This is a genomic window from Sphingomonas rubra, assembly GCF_900115745.1.
Classification (GTDB): Bacteria; Pseudomonadota; Alphaproteobacteria; order Sphingomonadales; family Sphingomonadaceae; genus Sphingomonas; species Sphingomonas rubra.
Map to the genome: position 1 here is coordinate 104,858 of NZ_FOXP01000004.1, position 16,409 is coordinate 121,266.

Consider the following 16,409-nt stretch of genomic DNA (forward strand, 5'->3'; position numbering starts at 1 on the left):
CAATCCGTGAGAACAAAGGCGAAACGACCGGGAGCGAGTCGATGCCGGATGCGGGAACGGTGACGGGACGGTGCCGGTGCGGCGCGGTCAGCTACGTGGCGACGGGTGAGGCGGAGCACAGCAGCCTGTGCCACTGCGCCGACTGCGCGCGCTCGGCAGGGGCACCGGTGGTCGGCTGGGCGATGTTTCCGGAGGCGGCGGTGACGGTAACGGGGAAGCCGGTGACGTTCGAATCGTCGCCCGGCGTTCTGCGCCAGTTCTGCGGGACGTGCGGCAGCGGACTGTTCTACCGCGCCGAGGCGGTATTCCCGGGCAAGGTCGACATCCAGAGTGCGACGTTCGACGATCCGGAGGCACTGCCGCCGACCGCGCGTATCCAGGTGGCGGATGCCGCGCGCTGGTGGCGCGGCTTCGGCGACTTGCCGGCTTTCGAGCGGTTTCCCGGATGAGCGAAGACCCGGTCGCGGGCTGGCACGCCTTTGTCGCCCGCCGCGATCCGGCGCTGCTCGACGCGCTGCTGGCGGACGACGTCGTGTTCCGCTCGCCCGCGGTGCACCGGTCGCAGGAGGGAAGGGCGGTCACCGCCCGCTACCTGACGGCGGCGATGCAGGTCTTGGGCACGGCGGACTTCCGCTACACGGGCGAGTGGCGGACGGAGCGGTCGGTGGTGCTCGAGTTCCGGACCGAGCTCGACGGGCTGGAGGTGCACGGGATCGACATGATCGACTGGGACGAGGATGGGCGGATCGCCGCGTTCACGGTGATGGTGCGGCCGCTCAAGGCGCTGAACGCGGTGGTGGCGCACATGGCGGCGGCACTGGCCTGATCGTCACGCCGACAGGCTTGCATGCGTCCACCCGCCACGCGACAACCCGCCGTATGAGCGCTCCCTCGCACCGCCGCGTCCTCGCCGCCTCGTTCGTCGGCACGACCATCGAGTTCTACGACTTCTACGTCTACGCGACCGCGGCGGCGCTGGTGTTCGGGGAATTATTCTTTCCCAACGGGGCGCCGGGGACGCAGCAGCTGGCGGCGTTCGCGACGCTGGCGGTGGCGTTCTTCGCGCGGCCGGTGGGCAGCCTGGTGTTCGGGCATTTCGGCGACCGGGTGGGGCGCAAGTCGACGCTGGTCGCGAGCTTGCTGACGATGGGCGTGTCGACGACCTTGGTCGCGTTCCTGCCGACCTACGCGACCGCCGGCTGGATCGCGCCGGTGCTGCTGTGCGTACTGCGCTTCGGCCAAGGGTTCGGCCTGGGCGGCGAGTGGGGCGGGGCAGCGCTGCTGGCGGTGGAGCACGCGCCGCCGGGCTGGCGGGCACGCTACGGATCGGCGCCGCAGCTCGGTGCGCCGGCCGGGTTCATCGCGGCCAACGGCTTGTTCCTGCTGCTCGGCCTGTGGCTGTCGCCGGCCGAGTTCCGGGAGTGGGGATGGCGCATCCCCTTCGCGATCTCGGCATTGCTCGTCGCGGTGGGATTGTGGATCAGGCTGAAGCTGACCGAGACGCCCGAGTTCGCGCGGGCGCTGGAGGAGGCGCCGCCGCCGGCGGTGCCGCTGGCCGAGCTGGCGCGGTTCCACTGGAGCGAGACGCTGACCGGCACAGTGGGCGCGATCGCGTGCTTCGCGGCCTATTACGTCGGGACCGCCTTCCTGCTCGGATACGGCACCAAGACTTTAGGCTTCTCCATGCAGGGTTTCCTGCTGATGCAGCTCGGCGCGATCCTGTTCATGGCGGCTGGCATTTGGGCGGCGGCGTGGCTGGCCGACAATCGTTTCGACGAGCGGCGGGTGCTGGCGGGCGGATGCGTGGCGACGATCGCGATTGGCTTCGTCATTGCGCCGCTGATGAGCGCGGGGACGGGCGGCGCGTTCGCGTTCCTGAGCCTGGCGCTGCTGGCGATGGGCTTTGTCTACGGCCCGCTCGGCGCATGGCTGCCGGGGCTGTTCCCCCCGCGAGTGCGCTACACCGGCGCGTCGATCGCGTTCAACGTCGCCGGCGTGATCGGCGGCGGATTGACCCCGCTGATCGCGCAAGGGCTGGCGAACGAACACGGGCTGGCGCCGGTTGGATGGTATCTGTCGGCGGCGGCGGGGGTGAGCCTAGTGGCGCTGCTGGCGATGCGAACGCGGAAGGGGGCGACGGCCGAGCTGGTGGGGTGAAATGACGCTCTATGCCTAATAGCGGACGAACTCGCGATAGGTTGTCCGTGTCGATGGTTATCGTATGATTGAGCGATGAAGAGATCCGTTTCGGCAAGGGTCGCGAGGACATTCCAGCGCTGGCTTAATGACGAGAGCCCGCGGCGCAGCTTGGCGTTGACTCGCCACCTTGCCCTTCGCGGTGATCCCGATGCGGCAACTGAGTTAGAAAGAGTAGCTTTCGAACCGCGGCCGGGGGCGATCGCCCTTTCTCCGGCTGCAATGGTTCGCCATGCCGCAACCCGGGATCGTTGGCCTACAGCGGCGATGAACATTGCCATGCAACGATTTAACCTGCGCGACTTGCAGGGCTACCGCTATTGGCTTCGCCGCGCGGCACGGAATGGCGATCCTGAAGCGAAGACCCAGCTTGCTCGCTTCGAGACCCGATTACCGCACGGCGTGCGCACGATATCGGGCGAGGTCGTCCCTACAGGGCGTATTACTAGTCGGTATCGTCCGCTCTCCACCACCTCCGGCCATGTCAGTGGCTAAGCTTTCCTGAGCAGCGTCAGCCGCGCCTTGCCGTGGACGCGGGTGGCGTCGACGTCGAAGCCGTCGGGGGCGATCTCCTCCGGCTTGGCGGTTTCGATGCTGATCCAGGTGGCGGGGCCGATCCAGCCCAGGCGGGCGAGCTTGTCGAGCGCGACCAGACCGGCGCCGGAGCCGTAGGGCGGGTCCATCATCATCAGGTCGAGCGGCGCGGGGGCGGGGCCGAGCGCGAGAACGGAGGTGGCGCGTACGTCCGCGCCTCGACCGACAGGCGCGCCGAGTTTCGCCAGATTGGCCTTGAGCGCGTCGAGGGCGGCGCGGTCCTGCTCGACGAACAGGCAGGTGGCGGCGCCGCGCGACAGCGCCTCGATGCCGAGCGCGCCCGAGCCGGCGAACAGGTCGGCCACGGCGAGTTCCTCGAAACTGCCGAGGCGGCTGGCGAGCATCGAGAACAAAGCCTCACGCGTGCGATCGGCGGTGGGGCGGGTGGCGTCGCCCTTGGGCGCCACCAGCGGGCGACCGCGCCATTGGCCGGCGATGACGCGCATCAGCGGGCGCCCCTTGGCCCACCGCGGGGCGGGCCTTTGCGCGGCCGGTCGGTCGGTCGTGCCGGGCGGCCGCGACCGCCAGCGGGGCCCTTGCCGGGCTTCGCGGACGAGCCGGGGGCAGCAGGGCCCGACGGCGCGGCGCGGGGTCGATCCTGACGGAGACCGGCTGCGCGTGGGCGATCCTCCGCGTCGCGGGCGGCTCGGGCGGAGCGGGGATCGCTCGCGGTGCGGCCGGTGCGCTGCTCGCCGTTGGGGGCACGCGGCGCCGTGCGCGGGGACTCGCCGCCGCGAGCAGAGCGTTTGCTCTTGCCGGCGGCGCGGGGCTGGTTGTCGGCGGTGCGGAACGAGGGGCGTGCCGGGCGAAGTTCCGTCGGTTCGCTCGGGCGGCTCGGGCGCGTGCGACTGCCCCAGCCGGCGCCGGGCTTCGCCGCGGGCGTAGCGCGCGCGGGGGACTTGGCGGCGGTCGGGATGGGGCGTTCGGCCACGCGCGTGGGTGCCGGGTCAGGCGTGGGCGCGGCCTTCGCCTTGCGTACCTCGACCTCGACCAGCGCGCCGAGATCAGCCCCCTTGGCGCGGCGTGTTCCGCCCAAGGTCTTGGCGAAGGCGACCAGGTCGTGCTGCTTCACCTCGCCGATCGCGCCCACGGCCAAGTCGCCGAGGATGAAGGGGCCATAGCGGGTGCGGATCAGCCGGCCGACCTGGAGACCGAGATGTTCCAGGACGTGGCGCACCTCGCGATTCTTACCCTCGGTCAGCGTCAACTCGATCCAGACGTTGGCGCCGGTGCGCCGTTCGAGATTGGCGTCGATCGAGCCGTAGCGGACACCCTCGATCTCGATCCCCTCGATCAAGTCCTCCAGTTGCGCTTGGCTGACCTCGCCATAGGCGCGCGCGCGATAGGTGCGCTCGACGCCGGTGGCGGGGAGTTCGAGCTGGCGTTTGAGGCCGCCGTCGGTGGTGAGGAGCAGCAGCCCTTCCGTGTTGAGGTCGAGCCGGCCGACCGGCATCGTCCGCGGGAGGTCGCGCGGCAGCCGGTCGTAGATGGTCGGGCGGCCGCCCGGATCGCGCTCGGTGACGAGCAGGCCGTTCGGCTTGTGGTAGACGAACAGCCGCGCCGCCTCGGGCGCGGCGACCGGATGCCCGTCGACGGTGACGCCGCGCAGCGAGGTGAGGATGGTCGCGGGGGTGGTCAGCACGGCGCCGTCTAGCGCGACCCGCCCCTCGTCGATCATCCGCTCGATTTCGCGGCGCGAGGCGATGCCGGCGCGGGCGAGCAGCTTGGCGATGCGGTCGCCTTTGGATGGGGGCTTGATGCCGTTTGCGACGGTCGGTTCGGTCATCGCGGCCGGATACAGGCATTTGTCGCCGCCCGCCAATTTCTTTGCACCCGTAACCCGTTACGCGCGTTAGAAACCGGACGCGTAACGAAGGGGGCGCGGCGCCCATGTTGTTCGGCAAGAAGAAGCGGCAGATCACCCGGCTCCTCGTGGTGGAGGACGAACCCCTCGTCGCGTTCGACGCGGAGCATCTGCTGACCGACGCCAAGTACGAGATCGTCGCCACCGTGGACCGTGTCGCCGACGCACTGGCGGTGCTGGCCGACGGGCAGGCGATCGATTTGGTGCTCGCCGATATCAGCCTGGCGGACGGGTCGGGCCTGGACGTGGCACGGGCGGCGCGCGAGCGCGGCGTACCGGTGATGTTCGTCACCGGATCGTGCCCGGTGGAGGCGACCGAGCTGTCGGTCGGCTGCCTCGCCAAGCCCTATGCCCAGCGCGACCTGCTCGGTGCGATCGAAGCGATCGAGGCGGGGCTGCAGGGCAAGACGACCAAGCGGTTGCCGACCGGTTTCCGCCTGTTCGCACCGGCGGCCGCCGCCTGACGCTTTCCTAACGCCGCCGGTCCGTTATGGTCGGGTGATGACGGACACGGCACGGCGCGACGAGGGCAATTGGCGGGCGGGCATCGCCCCCTATCTGGAGAAGGCGCCGCTCGCCGCGTTGGCGCTCGGCATCTCGTCGGGCTTTCCCTACGCGATGATCGGGGCGACGCTGACCACGCGGCTGGCCGAGAGCGGGATAGACAAGAAGACGGTGACGGCATTCAGCCTCGCCTTCCTCGTCTACAATCTCAAATGGTTGTGGGCGTGGGTGGTCGATGGCGTGCACCTGCCGGTCATCGGGCGGCTCGGGCAGCGCGTGTCCTGGCTGGTGGTGGCCGGCGCACTGGTGATCGCCGCCGTCGTCAACCTCGCACTGTTCGACCTGACGGCGAGCATCGGTGCCACCGCCACCGCGGCGATGCTGGTCGGCGCGGCCGGCGCGACCTTCGACATCGTCATCGATGCTTACCGGATCGAAATACTGGAGCCGCGCCAGCTGGGCGTCGGATCGGGGATGAGCCAATATGGCTGGCGGATCGGATCGGCAGCGGCGGGCGCGCTGGCGCTGGTGGTGGCGGAGCGCGCCGGCTGGAGCGCCGGCTATCTGGCCTGCACGATGTTCGCGCTGCCGGCGATGCTGGCAGGGCTGCTGTTGGGTGAGCCCGTTCGCCATCGCGATCCGGCTGCACGGCGCGGCGCGGCTGAGGCGCTGGCGGCGGTGTGGCGGCCGTTCGTGCAGTTTTTCGCACGTCCGGGGGCAGTGATCGTGCTGCTGTTCATCCTGATCCACAAGATCGGCGACACGCTGGCCAATCTGACGCTGCGGTTGTTGTTCGACGACCTGGGCTTCACCGGTGACGAGATCGCCTTCTACGACGTGGGGGTGGGCTTCTTGGCGCTACTGATCGGCGTGTTCGTCGGCGGCGTGCTGTACGCCAGAATGGGGATGAAGCGGTCGGTATTGCTGTCGCTCGTCTTGATGGCGGTGTCGAACCTGTCGTTCGCGGCGCTGGCAGCGGCCGGGCACAGCAATCTCGGCATGGCGGCGGCGATCGGCTTCGAGAATTTCGCCAGCGGCTACGGCGGCGTCGTCGTGATCGCCTATTTCTCGGCGCTGTGCGACCTGCGCTTCACCGCCGCGCAGTTCGCGCTGATCTCCGCGGCGGCGAGCATCGTCGGACGGATCGTCACCGGCACCACCGCGGGCGCGCTGATCGAACGGTTCGGCTACGTCGATTTCTACCTGCTGACGACCGCGATCGCGCTGCCGGGGGTGGCGCTGTTCTGGTGGATGAGCCGCAGTGGGCTCGTCGATCGCTCGATCGGCAGCGCCGGAGTGGAGGGCCAAGGGGACGTGCGGGCCGATTAACCGAACGGCCGCCCCTCGTCGGCGAAGGCGGCGGAGAGGGCGGCGGCGGCCATCAGCGTCGACTCGACGCGGCGGACGCCGAGCAGATCGGCCATCAGCAGTTGGACGACGTCGGGCGCGGTCTCGATCCGGGTGAGGACGGCGAGCAGCACCGACTCGGCGGGCGTCATTCGCGCGCAGCAGCACGGGGCGATCGCGATCGTGCCCGCCGCCGTCGCGGCGAGTTCGGCCATCAGCGTGCGCATCAGGACGAGCGGTCGGCGGAAGCCCTGGCCGAAAGCGGTGAACATCGCGTGGCTCGCCCGCGCGTCGGCGAGGCCGTGGGCACCCATCCGCCGCATCGCGAACAGCGCGAGCCGGGCGTTGGCGCAGGTCGGCAGCGCGTGCGGGAGAAGGGCGATCGTCTCGGTCATGGGGCGGCTCCGCTCGTGTCACGCGCAGCCTCGCCGGTTGGTTATTGCAAGTCAATAGCAACTAAGCGGGTGGTTCCTCATTCGCGGCGAGCGCCTCGCCGGCGAGGTAGAGCGAACCCGCGATTAGCACCACGCCGACGTCCGCGATGCGGGAGAGTGCGTCGGGCAGCGTCGCCGCGGTGCTGGCCTCGATGCCAAGGTCGTGCGCGAGCATCGCGAGATCGGCAGGGTTGTGGTGCGCGTGGCCGGGCACCGGCACCGCGATCACCCGCGACAGCGTGGGGGCGAGCAGGCGCAACACGCCGGCCGCGTCCTTGTTGGCGAGCATGCCCAGGACCAGCGTCACCGGCCGCCCCCTGGCGATCGAGCGCAACGCGCGGGCGACCGGTGCCGCGGCGGACGGATTATGGGCGCCGTCGAGCCACAGCTCCGCGTCCTCCGGCAGCAGCGCGGTGAGCGGGCCGGGGGAGAGGCGCTGCATGCGCGCGGGCCAAGTGGCCCAGTCGGCGGCGGCGCGATAGGCTGCCTCGGGAATCTCGAGCGTGCCCTGGTGGCGGAGCATCGCGATCGCCAGCGCCAAGTTGCGCGACTGATGCGCGCCGACCAGGTGCGGGCGGCGGGTGAAGACGGAGAAACCTTGGTCGGTGTAGCGCAGGGTAGTGCGTGCGGTTTCGCTGTGCCAGTCGCGGCCGCGGGCGAGGACGGAGGCGCCTGCCTCCGCCGCGACGGCGGCGATGCGCGCTGCCAGCGGCCGGGCATAGTCCATCGTCACCAGCGGTACGCCGGGCTTGGCGATGCCCGCCTTCTCACCGGCGATGGTGACGGCACCGCGGCCGAGAAACGCCTCGTGATCGATGCCGAGCGCGGCGATGCCGGTGACGAGCGGCGCGTCGATGACGTTGGTGGCGTCGAGCCGGCCGCCCAGGCCGACCTCGACGATCGTCGCCGCCGCGGGCGCACGCGCGAAGGCCAGAAAGGCGGCGGCGGTGGTGACCTCGAAGAAGCTGGGGGCGATGCCGTCCGCCGCGTCGAGCACCTCGGAGAGGAGCGCGGCGAGCGCGTCGTCGTCGACCAGCCGGCCGGCGAGGCGAATACGCTCGTTGAAGCGGACGAGGTGGGGACTGGAATAGACGTGGACGCCGTGCCCGCTCGCCTCGATCGCGGCGCGCAGAAAGGCGCAGGTCGAGCCCTTGCCGTTGGTGCCGGCGACGTGGAGCACCGGCGGAAGGGCGGTTTGGGGGTCGCCGAGGCGGCGGAGGAGGGCGGTGATCCGCTCCAGCCCGAGGATGTCCGCACCGGGGGAGAGGGCGGCGAGGCGGTCGAGTTGGGCCTGAACGGCGGGGGAGGTGGAGGTGGCGTGGTCGGGCATGACTATTTCCGGCGATCCTCGTCACCCCGGATTCGATCCGGGGTCCATGGCTCCGCGAGCGCGACGATAAGCCTCCGGCCGGTGCCCGGGGTGCTCGATGGACCCGGATCAAGTCCGGGGGGACGACATTTGTCTACGCCGCCCGCCGCTCACCGCACAGATAGCCGATCACCTGTGCGAGCCGCGCGCGCAGTTCCTTGCGGTGGACGACCATGTCGAGCATGCCGTGATCAAGCAGATATTCCGCACGCTGGAACCCCTCGGGCAGCTTCTCGCGGATGGTGCTCTCAATCACCCGCTGGCCGGCGAAGCCGATCAGGGCGCCGGGCTCGGCGATCTGGATGTCGCCCAGCATCGCGTAGCTGGCGGTGACGCCGCCCGTGGTCGGGTCGGTCAGGACGACGATATAGGGCAGGCCGGCATCGTGCAGCATCTGGATCGCCACGGTGGAGCGCGGCATCTGCATCAGGCTGAGAATGCCTTCCTGCATCCGTGCGCCGCCGGCCGCAGTGAAGATCAGATAGGGGCAGCGATCGGCGATCGCCGCCTCGACGCCGGCGACGAACGCCTCGCCCACCGCCAGGCCCATCGAGCCGCCCATGAAGGCGAAGTCCTGCACGCCCATGACGACGCGGCGTCCCTCGATCGTGCCGCGGGCGTTGAGCAGCGCGTCGGGCTCGTGCGTGCTGCCGCGCGCGGCCTTGATCCGGTCGGCGTATTTCTTCGAGTCGCGGAACTTGAGCGGGTCCTCGGGCACCTTGGGCGCGGGCAGGTCGGCGCGGCTGCCCGGATCGAGGATCTGGTCGAACCGCGCCTTGGGGCCGATCCGCTCGTGATGGTCGCAGCGCGGGCAGACCGACAGGTTCTCCTCCAGTTCCTTGGTGAAGACCATCTGCCCGCAACCCTTGCACTTGTGCCAGAGATTCTCCTCCGGCTGCTGCTTGCGCGCGGTGAAGGGCAGGGCGTTGCGGACGTTGTTGAGCCAGCTCATTGCCGGGGTTCCTTGGGCGAGTCTTTCCGGGCGGACGCGACGGCGTCGGCGAGGGTTCTGATATAGGCGGTGACGGGCGCGGGTGCATCGGCACCGTGCTGCGCGACGATCTCGACGATGGCGGAGCCGACGACGACGCCGTCGGCGACCCGCGCGATGGCGGCGGCCTGGTCGGGCGTGCGGACGCCGAAGCCGACCGCGACGGGCAGATCGGTGGCGGCCTTGAGGCGCGCGACGGCGTCGTCGATCGAGCCTTGCGCGGCCTGTTGCAGGCCGGTGATGCCGGCGACCGAGACGTAGTAGAGGAAACCGCCCGCCCCCTCCAGCACGGCCGGCAGGCGGCGTTCGTCGGTGGTGGGAGTGGCGAGGCGGATGGGGGCGACGCCGGCGGCGCGGAGCGCTTCGCCGAGCGAATCGTCCTCCTCGGGCGGCACGTCGACGCAGATGACGCCGTCGACGCCGGCCTTCGCGCACGCGGCGGCGAACCACTCGGGTCCGCGGCGGAGCATGGGATTGGCATAGCCCATCAGGACCAGCGGCACGTGCCGGTGGCGGCTGCGGAAGTCGGCGGCGATGCGAAGGATGTCGGCGGTCTTCGTTGCCGCGGCGAGGCTGCGGATGTTGGCGGCCTGGATCGCGGGGCCATCTGCCATCGGATCGGTGAACGGCATGCCGAGCTCGATCACGTCCGCCCCGCCTGCGACGAGCGCGTCGAGGATCGCGGGGGTCGCGGCGGGGGTGGGATCGCCAGCGGTGACGAAGCAGACGAGCGCGGCTCGATCGGCCGGGAAGGCGGCGGCAAGGCGGGTCACTGCCCTTCCTCCCGCCAAGGGGAGGAGGGAAGAAGGGAGGTCATATCGCCACCCCCAATGCGGTCGCGACGGTGAAGATGTCCTTGTCGCCGCGCCCGCATAAATTGGCCAGGATCACCTGGTCGGCGCGCATGGTGCGCGCGCGCTTGGCGACGGCGGCGATGGCGTGGGCGGGTTCGAGCGCGGGGATGATGCCCTCGGTGCGGCAGAGCAGCTGAAAGGCGTCGAGCGCCTCGACGTCGGTGGCGCTGGTATACTCGACGCGACCGATATCGCGCAGCCAGCTATGCTCCGGGCCGATGCCGGGATAGTCGAGGCCGGCGGAGATCGAGTGGCCCTCGGCGATCTGGCCGTCGTCGTCCTGCAACAGATAGGTCTTGTTGCCGTGGAGCACGCCGGGCGCGCCGCCGGCGAGGCTGGCCGCGTGCTCATTCCCTTCCAGGCCGTGGCCCGCCGCCTCGACGCCGAGCATCGCCACCGACGGATCGTCGAGAAAGGGATGGAACAGACCGATCGCGTTTGATCCGCCGCCGATCGCGGCGACGAGGAGATCGGGCAGCTTGCCGGTGCGTGCCAGCATCTGCTCGCGCGCCTCGCGTCCGATCACGCTCTGGAAGTCGCGGACGAGTTCCGGATAGGGGTGCGGGCCGGCGGCGGTGCCGATGATGTAGAAGGTGTCGTGAACGTTCGCGACCCAGTCGCGCAGCCCCTCGTTCATCGCGTCCGACAGGGTGGCGGCGCCGCTCGTCACCGGCCGTACCTCGGCACCGAGCAGCTTCATCCGGAACACGTTGGGCTGCTGCCGCTCGACGTCCTTGGCGCCCATGTAGATGACACAGGGCAGGCCGAAGCGCGCGCAGACCGCGGCGGTGGCGACGCCGTGCTGGCCCGCCCCCGTCTCCGCGATGATCCGCGTCTTGCCCATGCGAATGGCGAGCAGGATCTGGCCGATGCAATTGTTGATCTTGTGCGCGCCGGTATGGTTCAGCTCGTCCCGCTTGAACCAGACCTGCGCACCCATCCCCTCGTCCGCGCCGGTGCGCAGCGCATCGGACAGTCGCTCGGCATGGTAGAGCGGGCTGGGGCGGCCGACATAATGTTCCAGCAGGTCGTCGAACTCGGCCTGGAACGCCGGATCGGCCCTGGCGGCGCGATAGGCGGCGTCGAGGTCGAGGATCAGCGGCATCAGCGTCTCGGCGACGAAGCGGCCGCCGAATGCACCGAAATGGCCGCGCTCGTCGGGCTGGGTACGGAAGGAATTGGGGGCGTTCATGACGCCGCCGCCTGAAGGAAGGCGGCGATCTTGTCCACATCCTTGGCGCCCGGCGCCGACTCTACCCCCGACGACACGTCGACCAGCGGCGCCCCCGTGCGCGCGATCGCCTCGGCGACGTTGGCCGGGTCGAGTCCGCCCGACAGGCCCCAGGGGAGCGGGTGGCGGAAGCCGGTGAGCAGCGTCCAGTCGAAGCGCAGGCCCATGCCGCCGGGAAGCGCGGCGCCGGCCGGGGTCTTCGCGTCGTAGAGGAGGCGGTCGGCGGCGCCGAGGTAGGTGCGCGCGGCATCGAGGTCGGCGCGGGTCTTGATCGCGACGGCGGCCCAGGTTTCGCGGGCGTAGCTGCGCCTCAGGTGCGCGACCCGGTCGGGTGCGGTGCGGTGCAGCTGGATCGCGTCGAGCCGTGCCGCGGCGATCGCCTGCTCCAGCGTGCGGTCGTCGGGATCGACGAAGACGCCGACCGTGCGCACGTGCGACGGCACCCGCGCGGCGAGCCCGGCGGCCGTGTCCGGGGACAGGTGGCGCGGGGAGGGTGGGAAGAAGACGAAGCCGACATCGCTGGCGCCGTGGGCGATCGCCGCATCAAGCGTGTCGGGGGTGGAGAGGCCGCAGATCTTGGCAAGGGGCATGGGGCCGCTTTGCGTCGCCTGTTTCCCCGATTCAACCCGCGTCGACGCAGGGCGTGTAGCGCAGGGTGCCCGCAATCGCACCGGCCCCGGTATCGCTGGGATGGCGGATGCCGTCGTTCACGGGAATTTCCGTGAAATCAAACGGGCTGATGCCCTCCAGGCAGGCTGCGTTGACTCCGTACTCGTTGGCATTGGAGCGGCGGCGATGATGCGTGTAGATGCCGCACAGGGTGCAGAAGTGATGTTCTGCCACGCCCGTGTTGAAGCGATATGTCGCGAGCTTTTCTGTCCCTTGCGTCACGATCAGATCGCCGATGCGGGCGGTGAGAGCCACCGCGCCGCGCATCCGGCAGTAGCTACAGTCGCATCGCCGTGCCGCTGCCAGCCCACCGGTGGGCCTGACGGCGAAGCGGACCGCGCTGCAATGGCACGCACCGATACGTTCCTCCTCAATCACAGCGTACCCGCGATCGCCCGGGCGGCGGCGTCGGGGTCGTCCGCCTGCGTGATCGGGCGGCCGACGATGAGGATCGAGGCGCCGCGATCGATCGCGGCGCGCGGGGTGACGACGCGTTTCTGGTCGCCGATCGCACCGCCCGCGGGGCGGACGCCGGGGACCACCAGGAAGCCGCCGGGCCATGCCTGCCGCGCGGCGGCGACCTCGTCGCCCGAGCAGACGATGCCGTCGACCCCCGCCTGCCTCGCGAGGTCGGCGAGGCGCGACACCTGGTCGTGCGCGCTGCCCGCCACGCCCGTCGCCGCCAGGTCCTGCGCGTCAAGGCTGGTCAGCATCGTCACGGCCACCACCTTGGTGCCGCTCGGCGCGGCGGCCTTGGCATCCTCCAGCATCGCGCGGCCGCCGGCGGCGTGGACGGTGAGGATCGCGGGGGCGAGCGACCCGAGCGCCTGCACCGCCTTGGCAACGGTGTTGGGGATGTCGTGCAGCTTCAGGTCGAGAAAGATCGGCAGGTCGAGCGTCGCCATCTCGCGCACCCCCGCCTGGCCGTGCGCGGCAAAGAATTCCAGGCCGAGCTTCAGCCCGCCGACATGATGGCGGACGCGGGTGGCGAGCGCCTTGGCCCGCGCCAGGTCGGGCGTGTCGAGCGCGACGAAGATGCGGTTGCTCATGCCGGCAGCGTCTCCGACGCGACGGGCGGCAGCGTCACCGCGCGCGTCTCGGCCAGCTGGCGCTCGCACGTCATCAGCCGCTGGCGCAGCCGCCAGCGCCGCGCCGCCTGCCAACCCAGCGTCGGCACGAGGCCGAGCAGGAAGGTGACGAGCAGCAGGAACGGCAGGTTGACGTCGGCGATCAACCCGCCCGGCAGGCGGATCGGCACCGCCGTCCAGTTGCCGATGGTGAAGGCGGCGGCGAGAAAGGCGAGCAGGCACCAGAACAGGATCTTGAGGAACTGCATGCGCGTCTCCGGTCGGGAACGCCGAGGCTAGCGCCGACCGCGCGTTTTGGCCAGCGTTCAGCCGATCTCGGCACGAAGCGCCGCGATCAGCGCGGCGACATGGGTCAGCCGCGGCTCCTCCTCGTCGAGGATCGCGTGAAAGGCGGCGCGCTTGATTGCGCGCACGCGGCCGGCACGCAACCGATGGCCCGCGGGCAGCGTCGACACGGTGATGTCGATCAGCCGGTCGGCGCCGTGCAGGCGGCCCCACAGATAGTCGTTCTCGCGATAGGCGCGGCTGAAGAAGGCGCCGAAGCTGTTGAACTGGATGCCCTTCAGCGTCGCCTCCGCGCCGCCGCTGCGGATCGCGGTGGCGTCGTCGGGGGCGATGCGATCGACCTTGATCGCGTCGAACTCGTCCAGCCCCTCGCCTTGGAGCAGCGGCAGCGTCGCCGCGTCGAAGAAGGGAAAGCCGAGATAGGCGAGGAGCAGCGCCCGCCGCGCCGCCGCCGGCAGCGCGGCGAGTGCGGGCGCGATCCGCGCGTCGGCGTCCGCGTCGAGACGGTGGAGGTCGAGCGAGGCGGCGAGCCCGTCGAGCAGTGGGCCCGCATCGTCCCGTGCCGCGCGGGCGGTGGCGCGCAGCGCCTCGTGCGGGCGCGCGCCTTGCACGGCGAGGTAGGCGGCGAGAGCGGCGAAGATCGCCTCGCGCGCGGGGGCCAGCGCGGCGCTGCCGAACGTTGCCTCCTCCTCGCCTAGGCGCCGGGCGAGGAGGCGGAGGCGGCGGATGCGGAAACCCAGGTCGAAGCGGCGGAAGAAGGCGATGTCCTCCGTCGCCCCGGCGCCCGCCGCGATCGCGGCGGTGCGGCGCCGGCGGCGCTCGCCTCCGTCGCCGGCGATCCCCGCCGCCAGCGTGCCGAGCGCCTCCACCACGCCCGCACGCTTGAAATGGACGTAGGCGAGATAGCCGAAACCGGCCTGCGCCGCGGCCGCTGCCTGCGCCTTGGCGCGCCAGTTCGCCAGCCGCGCGGGCGTGGGCCGGTGGAGGAACAGCGTCCGCCCGACGCGCAGCTCCACCTCCGCCTCCACCGCCGGGCGGATCGCGGCGACGATGCCGCGCAGCCGCTCGATCCGGGCGGACCGCTCGGCGATCGCGTCGAGATTGTCGCGGATCGGCTGCTGGCGCGGCAGCTCGCTGATCGCGCCCAGGATGGTCTGGAAGAAACCGGGCGTTTCGCCGCCGCCGCCGAGCCGGAACTTCACGCCGGGAAACGGATCGATGTAGACGAACCGGCGGTCGATCTCGCGCCGCGCGGGCCGGTCGTGCAGCGCCTCGATCGCGGGGCGGAAGGGCGCGTTGGCGAGCACCGATCCGTCGATCAGCGCCGCCTTGTCGGCGCCGCCCGCGGCACTGTGGCGCGGCAGCACCCGGCGGAGGAACCGGCGGCGGGTGGGCCAGTCGTCGCCGCGCGCGGCGAGCACGCGGTCGAGCTCGCCCACGGTGAAGGGCGGAAAGGCGCCGGGAAAGCTGGACGTGGCGCGCGCGGCAAAGGCGAGCTCGGGCAGGGGGGCGAGGGTGTCGACCGCCTCGCCCCGGTCGGAGAAGTCGACGACGATGCGATGCTCGGTCTCCACCACCTCGGCGGGCGAGTGGAGCGACAGCCGCTCGGGATGGCCGGTGAAGTCGGTCACGGTGATGAACAGGTCGAGCGGCTGGCCGGGCGGCAGCAGCCGCGGACCGCGATCGGACGCGGCCATGGCGGCGAGCGCGTCGAGCAGCAGGCGCGAGAAGGTCTCGCCCCCGAACGGCGGCTCGAACCAGCGCGAGCGGACGAAATGGGACAGTTTGGCGCGCACCTCCTCGCGTGTCGCCGCGTCGGCCAGCTCGTCGACGCTGTCGGCGCTGCGCCCCGCCGCCATCCAGGCGAGCGGCATCGCCCACAGTTTGGAGAAGCGGCCATGCGGCGCCGCGGCGGGGTCGATCAGCGCCTCGACGTCGGCAGAGGACAGCCAGAGGTCGGTCAACGGATCGAGCGACTGGCCGGTGGCGATCGCCTGGGCCAGGAAGATGCCGTTGATCCCGCCCGCCGACGCACCCGCGACGATGTCGGCCAGCACGCGCAGCCGCGTGTGACCCGTCTCCTCCAGCTCGGCGAGGAGCGCGTGGTAGACGGTGTCGGTGCCGGTCACCGGCGCGCCGCCGTCGTGGAACGAGCAGCTGGCGCGCGCCAGGCGCCAGATCTCCTTGGTGATGCCGTGCATGTACACCGCCAGGCTGATCCCGCCGTAGCAGACGAGTGCGAGGCGGAGTTCCTTGTCGCGCATCAGCCGGTCGCCAGTCGCGCCCAGATCGGCAGATGGTCCGACGCGCGCCGGGCCGCGGCGCTGGCGTGGACGCCGCAATCGACCACGCGCAAGCCCGCGGACACCATGATCCGGTCGAGCCGCGCGACCGGATGGCGCGCGTGAAAAGAGGGGCCGGTCTCCGCAACCGCGAAGTCGCGGCCGAAATCGCGCAGGCAGCCGAGGGCGCCGTTCCATTCGTTCAGGTCGCCCATCATCACCGTCGGGCACTCGTCGGCCCGCTGCGCGACATGGTGCAGGATCGCGGCGGCCTGTCGCCGGCGCCACAGGCCCGACAGGTCGAGGTGCATGCCGACCACGCACAGGCGCGTGTCCGCCACCGCCAGCTCCGCCGACACCGCGCCGCGCGGCTCCAGCGCGGGCAGGTGGATCGCCTCGCAGGACAGGATCTCGGCTGATTTGCGCACGAGGAGTGCGTTGCCGTGCCAGCCCATCGACGCCGCGCGGCGGGCGACGCCGACCGGTTTCCAATCACTGTGCTCGTCCAGCAGGTGGCGCGGGATGACGCCGGCGCGCGTGCCGAAGCGGCGATCGGCCTCCTGCAGCGCGATCACGTCCGCGTCGATCTCGCGCAGCACTTCGACGATGCGCTCGGGATTGCACTGGCGGTCGGTGCCGATCCCCTTGTGCATGTTGTAGCTGGCGACCTTTATCATCCACCCCGTCTTTATCGTTCAAGG

At 70.9% G+C, this 16,409-nt stretch carries 19 protein-coding genes; 6 read left to right on the top strand and 13 right to left on the bottom strand.

The window, feature by feature from the left end; translation table 11 throughout:
* The first annotated feature begins 41 nt into the window (after positions 1–41).
* The 4 genes from BM145_RS06150 (at position 42) to BM145_RS15605 (ending at position 2,691) form a co-directional block, all read left to right on the top strand.
* Entirely contained in the window at positions 42–449 is a 408-nt protein-coding gene (locus tag BM145_RS06150) for a GFA family protein (protein WP_093332838.1), read from the top strand.
* Entirely contained in the window at positions 446–826 is a 381-nt protein-coding gene (locus BM145_RS06155) for a nuclear transport factor 2 family protein (protein WP_093332562.1), read from the top strand. Before BM145_RS06150 ends, BM145_RS06155 begins: the two co-directional genes overlap by 4 nt.
* Positions 827–879: 53 nt before the next feature.
* Positions 880–2,157: an MFS transporter gene (locus BM145_RS06160; protein ID WP_093332563.1), complete on the top strand. Its 1,278-nt coding sequence runs from the start codon at positions 880–882 to the stop codon at positions 2,155–2,157.
* A 75-nt stretch (positions 2,158–2,232) separates the two neighbouring features.
* Positions 2,233–2,691 carry a hypothetical protein gene (locus BM145_RS15605; protein WP_143090113.1) on the top strand — a complete coding sequence of 153 codons (459 nt, stop codon included), beginning with the start codon at positions 2,233–2,235 and terminating at the stop codon, positions 2,689–2,691.
* Here the strand turns inward: BM145_RS15605 and rsmD are convergent.
* A complete protein-coding gene (gene rsmD / locus BM145_RS06165; RefSeq protein ID WP_093332564.1) occupies positions 2,688–3,236 on the bottom strand; it encodes a 16S rRNA (guanine(966)-N(2))-methyltransferase RsmD in 549 nt (182 codons plus the stop codon). The two genes, BM145_RS15605 and rsmD, sit on opposite strands and share 4 nt — an antisense overlap.
* Complete coding sequence (locus BM145_RS06170; protein ID WP_093332840.1) at positions 3,236–4,576, bottom strand: pseudouridine synthase; 1,341 nt, start codon at positions 4,574–4,576, stop codon at positions 3,236–3,238. The genes rsmD and BM145_RS06170 overlap by 1 nt, the downstream gene beginning before the upstream one ends.
* A 104-nt stretch (positions 4,577–4,680) precedes the next feature.
* Here BM145_RS06170 and BM145_RS06175 point away from each other — a divergent pair, with 104 nt between their 5' ends.
* Together BM145_RS06175 and BM145_RS06180 are read left to right on the top strand one after the other, a co-directional pair.
* Positions 4,681–5,118, top strand: a complete 438-nt coding sequence (locus tag BM145_RS06175; protein ID WP_093332566.1) for a response regulator — start codon at positions 4,681–4,683, stop codon at positions 5,116–5,118.
* Between the two features lie 37 nt (positions 5,119–5,155).
* Complete coding sequence (locus tag BM145_RS06180) at positions 5,156–6,487, top strand: MFS transporter (protein ID WP_093332567.1); 1,332 nt, start codon at positions 5,156–5,158, stop codon at positions 6,485–6,487.
* Here the strand turns inward: BM145_RS06180 and BM145_RS06185 are convergent.
* The 11 genes from BM145_RS06185 to BM145_RS06235 form a co-directional block, all read right to left on the bottom strand.
* Positions 6,484–6,900: a DUF6628 family protein gene (locus BM145_RS06185; protein WP_093332569.1), complete on the bottom strand. Its 417-nt coding sequence runs from the start codon at positions 6,898–6,900 to the stop codon at positions 6,484–6,486. The genes BM145_RS06180 and BM145_RS06185 overlap by 4 nt on opposite strands.
* Positions 6,901–6,961: 61 nt before the next feature.
* Positions 6,962–8,269 carry a bifunctional folylpolyglutamate synthase/dihydrofolate synthase gene (locus BM145_RS06190; RefSeq protein ID WP_093332570.1) on the bottom strand — a complete coding sequence of 436 codons (1,308 nt, stop codon included), beginning with the start codon at positions 8,267–8,269 and terminating at the stop codon, positions 6,962–6,964.
* 133 nt (positions 8,270–8,402) lie between these two features.
* Positions 8,403–9,260, bottom strand: coding sequence for an acetyl-CoA carboxylase, carboxyltransferase subunit beta (gene accD, locus BM145_RS06195; RefSeq protein ID WP_093332572.1), 858 nt, complete (start codon positions 9,258–9,260; stop codon positions 8,403–8,405).
* Entirely contained in the window at positions 9,257–10,072 is an 816-nt protein-coding gene (gene trpA, locus BM145_RS06200; protein WP_093332573.1) for a tryptophan synthase subunit alpha, read from the bottom strand. The genes accD and trpA overlap by 4 nt, the downstream gene beginning before the upstream one ends.
* Before the next feature lie 40 nt (positions 10,073–10,112).
* Positions 10,113–11,345 (bottom strand): tryptophan synthase subunit beta, encoded by a 1,233-nt coding sequence (trpB, locus tag BM145_RS06205; protein ID WP_093332575.1) that lies wholly within the window; start codon positions 11,343–11,345, stop codon positions 10,113–10,115.
* Complete coding sequence (locus BM145_RS06210; RefSeq protein ID WP_093332576.1) at positions 11,342–11,974, bottom strand: phosphoribosylanthranilate isomerase; 633 nt, start codon at positions 11,972–11,974, stop codon at positions 11,342–11,344. The genes trpB and BM145_RS06210 overlap by 4 nt, the downstream gene beginning before the upstream one ends.
* A gap of 31 nt (positions 11,975–12,005) precedes the next feature.
* Entirely contained in the window at positions 12,006–12,431 is a 426-nt protein-coding gene (locus BM145_RS06215; RefSeq protein ID WP_218149629.1) for a GFA family protein, read from the bottom strand.
* The gene (gene pyrF / locus BM145_RS06220; protein ID WP_093332578.1) at positions 12,428–13,102 is read right to left on the bottom strand and encodes an orotidine-5'-phosphate decarboxylase; all 675 of its coding nucleotides are present in this window, start codon (positions 13,100–13,102) and stop codon (positions 12,428–12,430) included. The genes BM145_RS06215 and pyrF overlap by 4 nt, the downstream gene beginning before the upstream one ends.
* A complete protein-coding gene (locus tag BM145_RS06225) occupies positions 13,099–13,389 on the bottom strand; it encodes a hypothetical protein (RefSeq protein ID WP_093332580.1) in 291 nt (96 codons plus the stop codon). The genes pyrF and BM145_RS06225 overlap by 4 nt, the downstream gene beginning before the upstream one ends.
* A 57-nt stretch (positions 13,390–13,446) precedes the next feature.
* Positions 13,447–15,690: a patatin-like protein gene (locus BM145_RS06230; protein WP_093332581.1), complete on the bottom strand. Its 2,244-nt coding sequence runs from the start codon at positions 15,688–15,690 to the stop codon at positions 13,447–13,449.
* Positions 15,690–16,385: an endonuclease/exonuclease/phosphatase family protein gene (locus BM145_RS06235; RefSeq protein WP_093332584.1), complete on the bottom strand. Its 696-nt coding sequence runs from the start codon at positions 16,383–16,385 to the stop codon at positions 15,690–15,692. The genes BM145_RS06230 and BM145_RS06235 overlap by 1 nt, the downstream gene beginning before the upstream one ends.
* Positions 16,386–16,409: the final 24 nt, after the last annotated feature.

Bases quoted from the DNA above. Each gene is read 5' to 3' on its own strand.
- BM145_RS06150 (WP_093332838.1), top strand. From the start codon at position 42: ATGCCGGATGCGGGAACGGTGACGGGACGGTGCCGGTGCGGCGCGGTC.
- BM145_RS06155 (WP_093332562.1), top strand. From the start codon at position 446: ATGAGCGAAGACCCGGTCGCGGGCTGGCACGCCTTTGTCGCCCGCCGC.
- BM145_RS06160 (WP_093332563.1), top strand. From the start codon at position 880: ATGAGCGCTCCCTCGCACCGCCGCGTCCTCGCCGCCTCGTTCGTCGGC.
- BM145_RS15605 (WP_143090113.1), top strand. From the start codon at position 2,233: ATGAAGAGATCCGTTTCGGCAAGGGTCGCGAGGACATTCCAGCGCTGG.
- rsmD (WP_093332564.1), bottom strand. From the start codon at position 3,236: ATGCGCGTCATCGCCGGCCAATGGCGCGGTCGCCCGCTGGTGGCGCCC.
- BM145_RS06170 (WP_093332840.1), bottom strand. From the start codon at position 4,576: ATGACCGAACCGACCGTCGCAAACGGCATCAAGCCCCCATCCAAAGGC.
- BM145_RS06175 (WP_093332566.1), top strand. From the start codon at position 4,681: ATGTTGTTCGGCAAGAAGAAGCGGCAGATCACCCGGCTCCTCGTGGTG.
- BM145_RS06180 (WP_093332567.1), top strand. From the start codon at position 5,156: ATGACGGACACGGCACGGCGCGACGAGGGCAATTGGCGGGCGGGCATC.
- BM145_RS06185 (WP_093332569.1), bottom strand. From the start codon at position 6,900: ATGACCGAGACGATCGCCCTTCTCCCGCACGCGCTGCCGACCTGCGCC.
- BM145_RS06190 (WP_093332570.1), bottom strand. From the start codon at position 8,269: ATGCCCGACCACGCCACCTCCACCTCCCCCGCCGTTCAGGCCCAACTC.
- accD (WP_093332572.1), bottom strand. From the start codon at position 9,260: ATGAGCTGGCTCAACAACGTCCGCAACGCCCTGCCCTTCACCGCGCGC.
- trpB (WP_093332575.1), bottom strand. From the start codon at position 11,345: ATGAACGCCCCCAATTCCTTCCGTACCCAGCCCGACGAGCGCGGCCAT.
- BM145_RS06210 (WP_093332576.1), bottom strand. From the start codon at position 11,974: ATGCCCCTTGCCAAGATCTGCGGCCTCTCCACCCCCGACACGCTTGAT.
- pyrF (WP_093332578.1), bottom strand. From the start codon at position 13,102: ATGAGCAACCGCATCTTCGTCGCGCTCGACACGCCCGACCTGGCGCGG.
- BM145_RS06225 (WP_093332580.1), bottom strand. From the start codon at position 13,389: ATGCAGTTCCTCAAGATCCTGTTCTGGTGCCTGCTCGCCTTTCTCGCC.
- BM145_RS06230 (WP_093332581.1), bottom strand. From the start codon at position 15,690: ATGCGCGACAAGGAACTCCGCCTCGCACTCGTCTGCTACGGCGGGATC.
- BM145_RS06235 (WP_093332584.1), bottom strand. From the start codon at position 16,385: ATGATAAAGGTCGCCAGCTACAACATGCACAAGGGGATCGGCACCGAC.